The 13,235-nt window shown below is 29.5% G+C and carries 19 protein-coding genes; 10 read left to right on the top strand and 9 right to left on the bottom strand.

What is annotated here, in order from left to right; genetic code table 11:
* Window positions 1-99 precede the first annotated feature (99 nt).
* Complete coding sequence (locus tag CUEA01_RS02990) at window positions 100-459, top strand: VOC family protein (protein WP_234117859.1); 360 nt, start codon at window positions 100-102, stop codon at window positions 457-459.
* A 116-nt stretch (window positions 460-575) separates the two neighbouring features.
* On the opposite strand, the gene CUEA01_RS02985 is transcribed toward CUEA01_RS02990, so the two are convergent.
* The 4 genes from CUEA01_RS02985 to CUEA01_RS02970 are packed head-to-tail and all read right to left on the bottom strand — an operon-like array spanning window position 576 to window position 3,951.
* Entirely contained in the window at window positions 576-1,823 is a 1,248-nt protein-coding gene (locus CUEA01_RS02985; protein WP_234117857.1) for an ABC transporter permease, read from the bottom strand.
* Window positions 1,804-2,691, bottom strand: coding sequence for an ABC transporter ATP-binding protein (locus CUEA01_RS02980; RefSeq protein ID WP_234117842.1), 888 nt, complete (start codon window positions 2,689-2,691; stop codon window positions 1,804-1,806). Before CUEA01_RS02980 ends, CUEA01_RS02985 begins: the two co-directional genes overlap by 20 nt.
* Window positions 2,688-3,428 (bottom strand): hypothetical protein, encoded by a 741-nt coding sequence (locus CUEA01_RS02975; RefSeq protein ID WP_234117835.1) that lies wholly within the window; start codon window positions 3,426-3,428, stop codon window positions 2,688-2,690. Before CUEA01_RS02975 ends, CUEA01_RS02980 begins: the two co-directional genes overlap by 4 nt.
* Window positions 3,409-3,951 carry an RNA polymerase sigma factor gene (locus CUEA01_RS02970; protein ID WP_234117833.1) on the bottom strand — a complete coding sequence of 181 codons (543 nt, stop codon included), beginning with the start codon at window positions 3,949-3,951 and terminating at the stop codon, window positions 3,409-3,411. The genes CUEA01_RS02975 and CUEA01_RS02970 overlap by 20 nt, the downstream gene beginning before the upstream one ends.
* Window positions 3,952-4,198: 247 nt before the next feature.
* Between CUEA01_RS02970 and CUEA01_RS02965 the strand changes: the two genes are divergently transcribed.
* From CUEA01_RS02965 to CUEA01_RS02955, 3 genes are all read left to right on the top strand, one after another.
* A complete protein-coding gene (locus CUEA01_RS02965; RefSeq protein ID WP_234117831.1) occupies window positions 4,199-4,660 on the top strand; it encodes an NUDIX hydrolase in 462 nt (153 codons plus the stop codon).
* 67 nt (window positions 4,661-4,727) lie between these two features.
* Window positions 4,728-5,099, top strand: coding sequence for an MmcQ/YjbR family DNA-binding protein (locus CUEA01_RS02960; RefSeq protein ID WP_234117829.1), 372 nt, complete (start codon window positions 4,728-4,730; stop codon window positions 5,097-5,099).
* 92 nt (window positions 5,100-5,191) lie between these two features.
* Window positions 5,192-5,767: a GNAT family N-acetyltransferase gene (locus CUEA01_RS02955; RefSeq protein ID WP_234117827.1), complete on the top strand. Its 576-nt coding sequence runs from the start codon at window positions 5,192-5,194 to the stop codon at window positions 5,765-5,767.
* 200 nt (window positions 5,768-5,967) lie between these two features.
* Here CUEA01_RS02955 and CUEA01_RS02950 read toward each other — a convergent pair whose 3' ends face one another.
* Both CUEA01_RS02950 and CUEA01_RS02945 read right to left on the bottom strand, forming a co-directional pair.
* Window positions 5,968-6,225 (bottom strand): hypothetical protein, encoded by a 258-nt coding sequence (locus CUEA01_RS02950; protein ID WP_234117825.1) that lies wholly within the window; start codon window positions 6,223-6,225, stop codon window positions 5,968-5,970.
* Window positions 6,222-6,416 (bottom strand): hypothetical protein, encoded by a 195-nt coding sequence (locus CUEA01_RS02945; protein ID WP_234117823.1) that lies wholly within the window; start codon window positions 6,414-6,416, stop codon window positions 6,222-6,224. Before CUEA01_RS02945 ends, CUEA01_RS02950 begins: the two co-directional genes overlap by 4 nt.
* A 379-nt stretch (window positions 6,417-6,795) precedes the next feature.
* Here CUEA01_RS02945 and CUEA01_RS02940 point away from each other — a divergent pair, with 379 nt between their 5' ends.
* From CUEA01_RS02940 to CUEA01_RS02930, 3 genes are all read left to right on the top strand, one after another.
* Window positions 6,796-6,939 carry a hypothetical protein gene (locus tag CUEA01_RS02940; RefSeq protein WP_234117821.1) on the top strand — a complete coding sequence of 48 codons (144 nt, stop codon included), beginning with the start codon at window positions 6,796-6,798 and terminating at the stop codon, window positions 6,937-6,939.
* Between the two features lie 72 nt (window positions 6,940-7,011).
* Window positions 7,012-7,188, top strand: coding sequence for a hypothetical protein (locus tag CUEA01_RS02935; protein ID WP_234117819.1), 177 nt, complete (start codon window positions 7,012-7,014; stop codon window positions 7,186-7,188).
* Window positions 7,189-7,405: 217 nt separating this feature from the next.
* Window positions 7,406-8,638 (top strand): hypothetical protein, encoded by a 1,233-nt coding sequence (locus CUEA01_RS02930; RefSeq protein WP_234117817.1) that lies wholly within the window; start codon window positions 7,406-7,408, stop codon window positions 8,636-8,638.
* A 55-nt stretch (window positions 8,639-8,693) separates the two neighbouring features.
* On the opposite strand, the gene CUEA01_RS02925 is transcribed toward CUEA01_RS02930, so the two are convergent.
* Together CUEA01_RS02925 and CUEA01_RS02920 are read right to left on the bottom strand one after the other, a co-directional pair.
* Window positions 8,694-9,059, bottom strand: coding sequence for a MazG nucleotide pyrophosphohydrolase domain-containing protein (locus CUEA01_RS02925; protein ID WP_234117815.1), 366 nt, complete (start codon window positions 9,057-9,059; stop codon window positions 8,694-8,696).
* A 375-nt stretch (window positions 9,060-9,434) separates the two neighbouring features.
* On the bottom strand, window positions 9,435-9,614 hold the full coding sequence (locus CUEA01_RS02920; protein ID WP_234117813.1) for a transcriptional regulator: 180 nt from the start codon (window positions 9,612-9,614) through the stop codon (window positions 9,435-9,437).
* 569 nt (window positions 9,615-10,183) lie between these two features.
* Between CUEA01_RS02920 and CUEA01_RS02915 the strand changes: the two genes are divergently transcribed.
* From CUEA01_RS02915 to CUEA01_RS02905, 3 genes are all read left to right on the top strand, one after another.
* Window positions 10,184-10,531 carry an MmcQ/YjbR family DNA-binding protein gene (locus CUEA01_RS02915; RefSeq protein WP_234117810.1) on the top strand — a complete coding sequence of 116 codons (348 nt, stop codon included), beginning with the start codon at window positions 10,184-10,186 and terminating at the stop codon, window positions 10,529-10,531.
* 115 nt (window positions 10,532-10,646) lie between these two features.
* Window positions 10,647-11,933 carry an ATP-binding protein gene (locus CUEA01_RS02910; protein WP_234117808.1) on the top strand — a complete coding sequence of 429 codons (1,287 nt, stop codon included), beginning with the start codon at window positions 10,647-10,649 and terminating at the stop codon, window positions 11,931-11,933.
* Window positions 11,909-12,865, top strand: coding sequence for an AAA family ATPase (locus CUEA01_RS02905; protein WP_234117806.1), 957 nt, complete (start codon window positions 11,909-11,911; stop codon window positions 12,863-12,865). Before CUEA01_RS02910 ends, CUEA01_RS02905 begins: the two co-directional genes overlap by 25 nt.
* A 46-nt stretch (window positions 12,866-12,911) precedes the next feature.
* On the opposite strand, the gene CUEA01_RS02900 is transcribed toward CUEA01_RS02905, so the two are convergent.
* Window positions 12,912-13,199 (bottom strand): ribosomal protein L7/L12, encoded by a 288-nt coding sequence (locus CUEA01_RS02900; protein ID WP_234117804.1) that lies wholly within the window; start codon window positions 13,197-13,199, stop codon window positions 12,912-12,914.
* Window positions 13,200-13,235: the final 36 nt, after the last annotated feature.

Below are 13,235 nucleotides of genomic sequence, written 5' to 3'. Positions count from 1 at the left end.
TTGTATCAAAACGCCATCTTCTAGGCATTATGATGCAAATTGATTTTGGTAGTTGAAATGGTTTATCTATATATAAAATGTAGAATGGAGTGTGATTTTATGGAAAAGTTAAAGAAACCAGTATTTACCCTTGCACATGTCGGCATAAATACAGAAAATGAATCAAAGGCTAAGGAAGTAGCAGCACTATTATGTAGTATATTTGATTTTGATAATAAGGAAACTGAAATTTCCGTATTTGCTGGTAATGGCGTTGAAGTAATGAAATACAAAGGCTTTGGAACATTGGGACACATTGGCTTTGGCACAGATAATATAGAAGAGGCAATAAAATATTTGGAAGCAAAGGGCATAAAATTTAATTATGAGTCGGCAAAATATAATGAAGATAAGAAAATGAAACTTATTTATTTGGAACAAGAAATTGGTGGTTTTGCAATTCATATAGTAGCAAATTAATATATTGCTATAAAAACATAGTACAGCATATTTTTGTAGACAGGCATGGGAAAATTTTAATCTTAGTGAAGTAGCAGCTAAAGGTGCTGCTGCTTCACAATTTTTTATAGAAAATATTATGCTACTTGATGTTTTTTAAATGATCTATAAGTAAAAGGCAATAATATAATTGCAAGTACAACATATAAAATAGGAAGTAGCTTAAAGGGAGTTATGACTTTACCTGCAATATCATAAAGTGTATATGAAGTTATTAATGGCCATCCGAGTAGCAGTTGATGTGGGAATAAGTTTAAAAGTTTATCAAACAAACCTCCTTTAAACATCTGTTTTCCCAATGTTGAAGGTATAAAAATAAATAAAATTAAAAAAACAATAGTTGAAAAGGATGATTTCACTTTAGATGAAAGAAACATAGCTAAAGCGCTTATAAATAAACAGCCTAGGTAACCAAGCAGTAATACCATACAAAAGGCTTGAAGGTTTGTTATATGATAAAAACTTTTCCACCCTTCCATAGATGCCTGAATAGGACAATTCCAGCCATCAAATCCAAATATCATAAAAATAAAGCCATATACTAAAGCTGAAGTAATTAAGTAGACCAGAGAGGTAGATAAAAATCCAGCAATAAGTTTATATATAATTCCTTTTTTCTTTCCATGTTCAGTGGAGAGCAAAATTGAATCACTACCTGTTTGATATTCTATGGAAAATACTGGCGCTATTAAAATGCATATTACAAAAGCTAAAGCGAAATTTATTGATATACTTTCTTCAAATAACTTACGAAAGCCGTCAGCATAGGAATATTTAAGTGGTGTAGTTAAAGTTTTGGCGGAAGTTAATAAATATTCTTTTTCATTTTTCGTGAGGTTATCTCCATCCTTACCAGATAAGGAATTTTTTAATTGGCTAATTCGGTTTAAATAAAATGTATTTGCGACCTTAGGGTTTAATTTATCAATAAGATTATAATCATAAAAATTAGGTTTCTCATAAGAATAATTAATTAAATCACGGATATCTTCAAAACCCTGTTTTCTAGAATATTGCATATTTGAAAGCTTAATATCATCTTCTTTCATATGAGAATATTTACTGTCCGAATTTATGCGTTCATTTTCTTCTAATACGTTTCTAACCTTTCCAATTGTTAAATATCCATTCCATTTCATTTTTGCGATTTTTACTAACTTTATTGCTTTTATTCCTTTAATGTTGTTTCCATTTTTATCGGTATAGAATATACTTGACATAGAAAAGAACAACATTAATCCTAGACAAGCAGCTAATAGTATTAAACTAATTATTGAACTTTTTTTATAAAATATTTTTTTTAGTTCATATTTCAAAATCTGCAAATTCGTTCACCTCTCCAAAATAATATATAAACAAGTCTTCTAGCGAAGGACTAACATTAATAGCTGAAGCTAATGGCTTTTCTTCAGAAATAATTCTAAGTTCAATTTTGCCATTACAGTTTTTTTCATTGCTTAATATATAGGTAGAACGTAATTCATCCGCTTTTTTTAAATCTATGAGGCAAGTCCAAACTTTATTATTTATTTGGCATAGTAATTTTTCTATATCACCTTGTGCAATAATATTTCCTTCTTTCATAATTAAAATCTCTTTTGCTATGGACTCTAGATCTGACACAATATGTGTGGATAGTAGGACAATTCGTTCTTCAGCTATATGACTTATAAGGCTGCGAAATCTTATTCTTTCCTTAGGGTCTAAGCCTGCTGTAGGCTCATCTAATATTAATACTTTTGGATCATTTAAAACTGCTTGAGCAATTCCAAGCCTTCTCTTCATTCCACCTGAAAAAGTTTTGATTTTCTTTTTTCTGACCTTTGTTAATGAAACAACTTCTAATAATTCATTTACACGTTTTTTTGCAATTAATGGTCTTAAACCTTTTAATGCAGCTATATATAATAGATAATCCTCAGCTGAAAACTCTGGGTAATATCCAAATTCCTGCGGCAAATAGCCGATAATTCTTCTGTATCTTTCATTCATTTTTTGTATATCTTCATCATCATACTTTATAGTTCCATTGTTAGGGATAATTAATGAACATAGCATTCGCATAAGTGTTGTCTTTCCTGCACCATTAGCGCCTAAGAGTCCATATACTCCTTTTTCTAAGGTAAAGCTTATATGATTAACAGCTGTATTTTTTTTGAAATTTTTACATAAATCTTTTACTTCTAGTTTCATCTGCACACCTCTAAATAATTTCTGCTGGATTTCACAATTTTTCTTCCCGTAAAAACAAGATACACGAAAGAAAGAATCAAAAGTAGATACCAAGTTTTCATTTCAAGTAATTCATATACATGATAGTCTCTTACAAGTAGATACCAAAAAAATGCCCCAATTAAACAGCTACTTACTGCTACAAGTTCCGAGCGTATTTTTGTACTACACAACACGAAAAAGCATATGCAGCAGTTAAAATTAAACGGTACAAAGAAATAGATTATTGCTGCGTAAGCTGAAAACCCATTTGAATGTATAATTATTCCAGTTAATAGGGTTGCTATTATTAAGTCAAACATTCCTGCTAGTATTAATCTTGATAGATATACTTTTGGCAAATCGTAATAAGTAGTACTTTCCACTTCGCAGGCATTAGCGGAGATATTTTTCCACAGTTCAGGTATTGAAAATATAATTAGTAGTGGTGCAAAAACTGCACAATATATCATTTTGTTTTCACCTATTCCACTGTTTAGGTTCATGAAGCCCAAACTAAAAGCTGATACAAAAAAAACAATAAGTTGTGTAAGCCAATATCTTTTGCTTAAGAATAACATTTGCTGAAATAGAAATTCAAAGCTGCTCATTGGTTTTAAAAGCATTTGTTTTTGATATTCCTTTTTAGCGGCATTAATTGTTTGTAGCATTCTTTCTTCATCATAAGCTGGAATTTTTTTATTCAAATGAGTATTCATAAAAATCCTCCTTATTCATTCTGCTTTTAAGCATCTTTTTACTTTCTGAAAGACGATATTTTACGAGAGAAATGCTGATGCCTAGTATTTCAGCAATTTCCCTAAGCTTAAGTTCTTGAAAATAGTGCAAGATGACTACTTCTTTGAATTCATTTGGAAGCTTGGATATTTCTTGTTCAATTGATAGCTTAAGATTAATTTCCTTTTGAACTTCCTTTGCAGCTATTGTTGATTCTTTTGCTTCCAAGGCTGGTATTTCTTTATGTTTTTTATATTCATTTTTGCACAGGTTTCCCGCAATTACATAAAGATAATTCCTTGCTTTACTTTTATGAATATAGTTGCTAAAATTCCTAAAGAAATTAGTAAAGGTTTCTTGCGTTATATCTTCAGCCTGCCATTTATCGGATAATTTATAATAACAATAGCTATATATATCTTTGTAATATCGTTTTACGAAATCATCAACAGCAGCCTCATCGCCCTGCTTCATTCTCCGTATTAGAAAATAGTCCTTGTCCACTAATTTTCCTCCTTATGCATAAGTTGAAAAGTACTTTCCATTATGTATAACAATCTATTGAAACAAAAAGTCAGTATAATTTATAATTTTATTTTTGTATTTCTTAAGTATATTATATAAAAATATATTACGTATAAACTATTTACTTGAAAATTTGCATATAGTTTGTTGACATGAGAACTAATGTTCAGTAATATGTAGCTATTAAGGTAAGTTATATAAATAAGTTAGATAGGGAGGAAGCTAGATGGGGATTGACAGACATTTTACCGTTTCCACATATATAGTAAATGGAGATAAGGTTCTGTTGCATTTGCACAAAAAATATAAAATCATTCTTCCAATTGGTGGACATATTGAGTCTAATGAATTACCAGAAGATGCTTGCATTCGAGAGGCTAAAGAAGAGGCTGGACTTGATATAAAGTTATATAATTTCCAATCAGAAAGTAAACTTAAAAATTCAAATGATTTGACTTGTGAAAAAATTTTAATAAATCCAGTGCATACACTTCTATGTGAAGTAAATTCAGAACATTATCATATTGATCTCGTTTTCTTTGCTGTATCAGAATCTTCAGAGGTAAAGCCAGATGAGGGAGAATCTGAAGAAATTAAATGGTACTCTAAAGAGGAATTAGAAGAGCTAAAAAATGTTCCGCAAAATGTTAAGATTATGGCAAATGAAGCATTAGAAATATTTAAATAAGAGTACAAGGTACAAAGAGCATTGAAGGTTGATTTTTCTATGTACTCTGACTAAAGGAGAAATTTGTATGAATTTACAAGATATAAAGAGTTACTGCAAAACTAAAAAAGGTGTTACAGAAACCTTTCCTTTTGATGATATGACTCTTGTTATGAAGGTTGGCTCTAAGATGTTTTTAATTACAGATATAACTAGTTCTGTTTTAAAAGTAAGCTTAAAATGTGATCCATTTATGTCTATAGATTTAAGAAGAGATTATAAAGCCGTTGAAGCTGGATATCATTTAAATAAAAAGCACTGGAATACTGTAACTGTAGGGGAAGATCTTGATGATGAGAAAGTTAAATTTTTAATAGATATTTCTTATGATCTTGTATTTAAAGGACTTACGAGGAAGGAAAAGGAAGCTATTACGTTAAATTTAAAGAATGTGAAGTAACTAGAAACAGTGACAAATGACAAGTTTAGGATGATTTTCTTCCGTAACTTGTCACTTTATATTATTATGGTTTTAAAAGGAGGAAGCTTATAATGAAAAATAATGGAACAGCATTGCTAGAGACAGACAGATTAAGATTACGTAGATTTACTACTACTGATATAGAGCAAAGTTTTATTAACTGGGCATCTGATTCTAATTCTTCTAAATATATTGCTTATTATCCACATAAAAACAAAAGTGATACAGAAAACATGATTAATCAGTGGATACAATCATATGAAAACAAATGCACATATATATGGGCTATAGAAGTGAAAGAAACTGGAGAGGTAATTGGTAATATCTCCGCAAGTGTTCCGTTTGCGGCTTTAGAAATATGTGAAATTGCTTATATGCTTGGTTCTTCTTGGTGGCATAAGGGCTATGCTTTAGAGGCTTTGAAAAAAGTATTAGATTACTTATTTTCTCATGAGGATTTTTATATGGTTGAGGCTAAATATAATATTACAAATAAGGCATCTGGAAAGTTGTTACATAAAGTAGGGATGAAACAGGATGGAATTTTAAGGCATAGGAGAATAGACAAAGAGTCTGGTGAAAGAAATGATTTAGCTATTTGCTCACTATTAAAAAGCGAATATGCAAACGAATCTAAATTATCCTAATATTTTATAACTTTAAAGTCATATACTTTAAAATTATTATGTTTTTTGCAAAAGAAAAACCATGCCTGTTTATCAGAAATAGCTATAACAGAATCTTCAACTAATCTACAATTATTATTTATTTTGCTGGGTTGCTGCTATACTCATCATTGTCTTAAGTAATTCATTAGATGTTTTAATTTTAACTTTAAAACTTTTATCTATAAGCTTTTTTGATCTGTAAAAGATTTAATTTTTCTTCTAACAAAAGATTTAGCAAACCCATTAAAGTCTCTTAAATATGGAAGATTATTTTTTTCAAGTAACTCTTCTATAGTATCCATGTCAACAGATTTACATCTTTTAATAACATTCAATGCTGATACAGCTGAATAATGTGTAGTTCCAGCTAAAAACTCTCTACTGTCTACTACTTTATCGTCTATAACTTTTTCTATTAAGAAACAATAAATTTTCATATAAAAATCAGATAAAAATCAGATAATTGTCCATATATTAATAGTTCTCCATTACTATATGCTTCTGCATATAATAACATAGTTTTATATCTGCTAATACTATAGCATCTATAGGTGAATTCTCCATTAACGTCAACTTCTCCGATGATTCTTTTTTTAAATTCAGTAAATTCTTTATTATTGATTATCATAATTAATAATCCCCTTTCCTTTTGTAGATATAACTAATAATATCTTAAAAAGTTTTTTCGTATTGTTTTTCATTGCACTACCGTGGGATCGAAGCATTGTTACTTCGCAATATTTTTTTATTACGTAAATGCCATGATGAACTTTATTGAGGCCTTATGTACAAACTTTAAATATACAAGATATAGTAGTGCAGACATGATTTTAAAGATGGTGAAATAGTTTATTGTGTTCCCTTGTAGTATTATATGTGATGAATAATGTACCAAGTAATATAATAAATGACTTGAATTTTAATGGAAAAAAGTCTATACTAAAATTAACGAACTTACTAGGTAGCTCTAGTAGGAATGTAAAATAAAACGTAAAGGAGATTTTGTTATGCAACTAGTTAACTTAAACAAATTATATCCCCAAAAATATGGTGTATTAGATTCATCACTACTTAAGGATAAATATAAATTTATAATTGTTTTTTGTACAATTATAAATACTGCAATTAATATATATAGTTTATTTAAGTAAAAATCAGCACTAAATAAAAAAACAAGATGTTTAATTATAATTCGTCTTGTTTTTTATTACGTAAATGCCATGATGAATTTTATTGAGATCTTATGTACAAACTTTAAATATACAAGATATAGTAGTGCAGTTGCAAGCCATGATTTTAAAGATGGTGAAATAAGTTTATTATGTTCCTTTGTAGTATTATATGTGATGAATAATGTACCAAGTAATATAATAAAAAAGAACCTAGATTTACATCTATAGTCCTTTATGATTTTTCTATGGAAGATTTTCTAATACTACATAATCTTCCATAGAAATTACAGCACTCTATGGCTTTATATAGATGCTGTAATTTAAAAATTTTAAATAGCATAAAAAATCCCTTGCATTTTAATGGAAATAGGTCTATACTAAAATTAACAAACTTACTAGGTGGCTCTAGTAGGAATGTAAAATAAAACGTAAAGGAGATTTTGTTATGCAACTAGTTAACTTAAACAAATTATATCCCAAAAAATATGGTGTATTAGATCCATCACTACTTAAAAGTGATGAAACAGTGATTTATGATTCAGATACACTCGTAGAGACTATGGAATACGCTGGTCCCATCAATACTATTATACATCATGCATCGGGATTATCAAGTTATATGAAGCAAGAACTTGTAGGGATACGCTTTGGCTATTGCAGCCTTGGTGGTCAGTGGAATAATGCTAATTTTTATGGCCCGAATACACGCTCTCTTTCTGGAGTAGATCGTATTTGTTATGTACGAGGCATCAATCCTGATAAAGAGGATAAGATGAAGGTTATGGAATACTATGGTAGTAGGGGAAGCAAGTTCTCAGCATATTACCTTATATTATTAAAGAAGATACGTCAAAGCAGTAAATTTAAAGTTGATAAGGATGGATCTTTCATCGTAGATAAAAGTAACGTAGTAGCATTTGTAGATGTAGTGAATAACCTTATGGATGATATTCTTAATTCAAGGTTGGTAATGCTTAAAGTTCCAAACCAGTATGATAAGATAAAGATAGAAGGAAGTTATTATTACTATAATGTAGTAATTTGGGATTATGCAGATCAGAACAGACCACTTGAAAAAGAACTTGAAGAGTCTATGGATTTGAAGCATAATCTTGAAATGGTAGTAAAATATATTATGACCAGAGATAGCATAAATGTAGATGGAGTGGAGATTAATGTAAGAGCCATAGGAGAGAATAATTTAAGACTACAGGGAATAAGTATGAAAGATAAAATTGTTGAGTTGTCAGAATATATTAAAGAGCTTTCGGAGGAAACAGGAAAATTTGAAGACTTAATGGACAGTCCTGTAAGTGATATCTATGAAGGACTTACAGAAAAAATATTGGATAATATTTTAACACAATGTGATGGTATAAAAGAGAATATTGATATCTTGGAGTCATATGCAGAAGCAAAAATATCAACTGCTATAGATAGGATTGAAGATATAATTAATAGTGAAGAGTTAAGAGATCTAGCAGAATTTAATTATCAAAGTTATGCAGAAAGAATTTTTAGAAAAATTGAGGAAGAACACGGATTCGATGAAGATAAATCCGATGATAGAATGGATTCTGCAAGTAGTTCAGCAACATATAAGGGCGAAGAACTTTATTATAGCGCAGAGAAACTGTTGCAGGAATTAAAGGATAAACTTAATGAAATTTGTATGTAGATGAATATAAAAAAGAAGCAGTCTAAAATAATAGATTGCTTCTTTGGCTAAATTTTTAATTTGGCATTTTCTTGTATTGCTTTTCGTAGTCTCTTTTCATATTATACTCAAATTTTTTAATATAGGCTTTTGAAAATTCTTCTGGAGAAACTTTAAAGCGATTAAGGGTGTCCATATAATACATCATAACATCACAGAGTTCTTCAACGAAATGATCTCTTACAGCGGGATTGTCCATAATTTCAGCCTCGCCTTTTTTCTTTATTATGGCTATGACTTCGCCTATTTCTTCAATCATGTATAAAATAAAGTTTTTGCCTCTTTCAGGTTCCATAGGGGCCCATTCATCCTTATGTTTTTCCCATAAGTCCATTGATAAATTTAGCATTTCACTTATATTTAAGTTGTTATTTTGAGCCATTAGGTACACTTCCTTTCAACTGTTTGTTTGATCCATAAATGTAAATTATTAAATTAATAATATCATTATATAGAGTAGAGAGTAAAGAGAAGAGAGGTTTTTATAGAGATAAACCGGTTGAAACTTCAAAATTAATTTGTATCAAAATGCCGTCTCCTGGGCATTTTGATGCAAATTGATTTTGCTAGTTGAAACGGTATATCTATAGTAGCATGTGAAAAAAGGTCAATAAATCTTGCATGCTAATTATTAAAAGCCTTAGATGTTTCAATCTGTCTGAGCGTCTTTTCAGCGAGTTATTGAAACTTCTTAGGCTTTTAATAATTAGCATTTTAGATTTAAGACCTTTATTTAATGAACTGCAATAGTATTTTCCTACAAACTTGGTTCCCATTTGCAGCGAACAGGTGATACAATAGCATTTTCTTTCTTTAATTCTTTAAAGGCATTATCAACCTCTTTACGATCTAAACCAGATAGTTTTTGAACTTCACCAGCACTTAATGGTTTGCCTGCTTCCTTCATTGTTTCTAATACCTTTTCTTTAACACTCATTTTATTATCTCCCTCCATAATTAATCATTTTCTTATCTTGATTATAGTTCATTATTACAATTTAATCAATAATTATTTTCTTATAATATTAATTATTGGTTAATTAGCGATCTTAATATGTCTATTATTTTTTATTGCACAAGCATCTATATTTTGTTGACAGGGGAACTAATGCTAAGTAATATGTAGCTATTAGGACAATTTTACGATAGATATATAACTTGGAACATTAATATTGCAAATACCAAGTTTATCCTGACAAATTACAATTTAACACAGAGTACGGAGTACAGAGTACAGAGTACAACGAAGGATGATTTTTCTCCGTTAACACTACGAAAAATCTGAAAACTTATTTTTTATTGTTGCGCAATTGATGGCGCTCAGCGAAGCTGACACCATTTAAGTTTAAGATTTACCTAAGCAAAGCGAAAGGTAAATCATCATTCACTGTACTCTGTACTCCGTCATCTGTACTCTGCTTTTCAAATTTTAATTTAACATGATGAATTTAGTATTAGCAGTTTTAACTTTTTATATTACGTATCTATAGACAGGGAGGACTTTGTATGAATTTAGAAGATATAAAGAAATATTGTAAGACTAAAAAAGGAGTCGCGGAAACCTTTCCTTTTGATGATACAACTCTTGTTATGAAGGTTGGTTCTAAGATGTTTTTGATTACAGATATAACTAGTTCTGTTTTAAAAGTAAGCTTAAAATGTGATCCATTTATGTCTATAGATTTAAGAAGAGATTATAAAGCGGTTGAAGCAGGATATCATTTGAATAAAAAGCATTGGAATACTGTAACTGTAGGGGAAGACATTGATGATGAAAAAATTAAGCTTTTAATAGATATTTCTTATGATCTTGTATTTAAGGGGCTTACTAAGAAGGAAAAAGCAGAAATCTAGATAAACTAACAATAGTGAATGCTGACATTTTTGTTAGCTATAAATATTGATAAGTAATTACAATCGTAGTATAATACTGTTTAAATCTGTAAATAATATGTGGAGGTGTAAGGTTGTGGCTTTTGTATATGGACCGCCTGTAAGGGGCGAGGATTTTGTAAATAGAACAAAAGATATATTTAAACTTATATCAGAAATCGAAACGAGAACATATAATGTAGGAGATAAACCACATATTGAAGTAAGTGCACCAAGGAGAATTGGAAAGAGCAGTCTTTTATTAAAGGTTCAAGCGGAACTTAAGGATAAGGGATATACGCCAATTTATGTACAGCTTTTAGATATAGCAACAGTAGATGAATTTTTTATGAGACTTAGAAATGAAATATTAGAACATCTGCCACTTACATCAAATACCAGAGAAAAACTAAGCGGTATGTTTAGGAACATAGGATTTAATCCAACAAAGATGAAGGGTTCAGTTGATGATAAGGGGAAAATTACTGTAGATATTCAAGATGTATTTAATTTATGTAAAGGTAGCTGGAAGGAATGCGGAACAAATGTATTTAAGCTTCTTAGAAAATATAGAGAATTAAAATTTGTTTTATTTCTTGATGAAATGGGATTTGTAAGAAAATTAAAAGATACTAATGATGTAAGGCTTGAATTCCTTAATTTTTTAAATGTAGAGCTGAGCAATCCAAATACACCTGTTTTTGTACTATGTGGTTCTCAAAATTTTTTCTTGATTTTGAGAAATATTAAATCTGAAGTATTCCAATTATGGAGGCGGAATTTTATGAGAATGCCCATAAAAGGATTCGATAAAGAGGCAACTAAAAATAAACTTTTAATACCAAACTTTAAAAGAGAAACAATATATGAAAATGAATTTTTTACAGATGAAATATTAGATGGATTAGCTGAAATTATTTATTTTATATCGAAAGGTTATCCAAGTATAATTCAAATACTAGGTGGGGATTTGACCTTTGAACTAAAATACTATATATTCTATGGTAATCCAATAAATATGGAAGTTCTAGAGCAAAAATTTATGGATATATTTAAAGAAAACATACTTCAAGATAAACAGTCCATATGCAGGGAGTTATTATCTGAAGAGGCACTTGGAGATGACTTTGAAAAGTATAAATCACTAATATTTAAATTATATAATAACGAAACTTTAAATATAGAATCAATAGAAAGTGAATTGCCAAAGGAAGAGCTTGATGAAGCACTTAGGGATTTGGAAGAACAGCAGTATATAGAGCTTAATGGCAGCAATTATTCTTTAACCTATCCTTTTTTAAAGTATTTTATATGGCATCCTAGAAAAGATGCACAAAGTGTAAAGGAGCTTGCGGTTCAATGGAAACAAATATTTCACTTATAAGTAGTTCACATAGTAAAGAATTAAAGCTAGTTGAAGCTCTACTTGAAGATTTTAAAAATGGACATAAAACATCTTTAGCAATTGTTGGGCAAAAGGGTATTGGGAAGACAGCATTATTAAAGCTTATCTGCAATAAATTTGGAGATGAGTTCTCTTTTATTAATATTAAAGCTAATAGCATAGCAAATTCATATCATTTTTTTAAGAATATAGCAAAGGAACTTGACTATTATCCTCTTGAAACAAAGGAATGGAAGGCTTATTCCGATAGTCTCTTTGCTTATATGGAAATGTCCAATAAAAAATATGTTTTAGCCATAGATGATTGTCATTACTTAGCATCAAGTAAGAGTGAAGTATTGTCTTACATAAGAAATAAATATCAAGAATTGGACAACCTATTTATAATATTAACTCTTGATGAGGAGCATAAAAGAAAGTTATTTGCATATGATAAGGCATTTTTTGGACAACTAAAGATAATAGAATTAAGAGAATTGTCTTATGAAGAAACAGAAAAAGTGGTAAAAGCTTTGGTGACTAATGTAAATAAGGAAACTATAGATACTATATATTACTATAGCGAGGGAAATCCGCGTTTTATAGAAATGTTAAGTTTATTAGCTTTAGGAAATAAAAGCAGGGATAATTTATTGCATGCCTTTAAAAAGTATTTTGAAACTGCATTTAATAATGAATTAAGCCCGCAAGTTAGGTCAATACTGACGGTTATGGTTCAAAATGAAAATGTAAATGTAGCTGAAATAACTAAATTGCTTTATTCAGATTCTGGGGTTATTTCTACTCAGTTAAAGCGATTAAATGCTAAGGGTCTTATAATAAAGGATGAGAAAACAAATAGATATAGGGTAAGAAACTATTTTAGATTATTACTGGATAATAAAACATATTTTAAGGAAAGCCACTTTTAACTTTCCTTAAAATACTGATTAAGTTGCATAAGTAAATTCATTTATTCTATTTTTGTGTACTCAATTGGTCAATATATTCTTTCGCTTCCTTTAAACCAAGCCCAGTAAGCGTTCTATATTTTTTTATCGCTTTAATCTTATTGCCTTCTGAAATAAGAGTTATCAACTCATCTTTTACATCTTTTGTTACAACGTCAGGTATACCAACTTGTTTAGCAATCTTATCTAAAGTTGATTTCATACGCATAATATCATTTCTCAATTGACTGATAATGCTCAATAAAATTATTAGTGTAAATATCTCTATCATTATCCACATGGCATTATTATCCATATATTATTATTCCTCCTAATGCTTAACAATTTATAG

The organism is Clostridium hydrogenum (genome assembly GCF_021432385.1).
GTDB classification, from domain to species: domain Bacteria; phylum Bacillota; class Clostridia; order Clostridiales; family Clostridiaceae; genus Clostridium_S; species Clostridium_S hydrogenum.
Note: the sequence above shows the minus strand (reverse complement) of the source record. Positions and strands in the feature narration are given on the sequence as shown.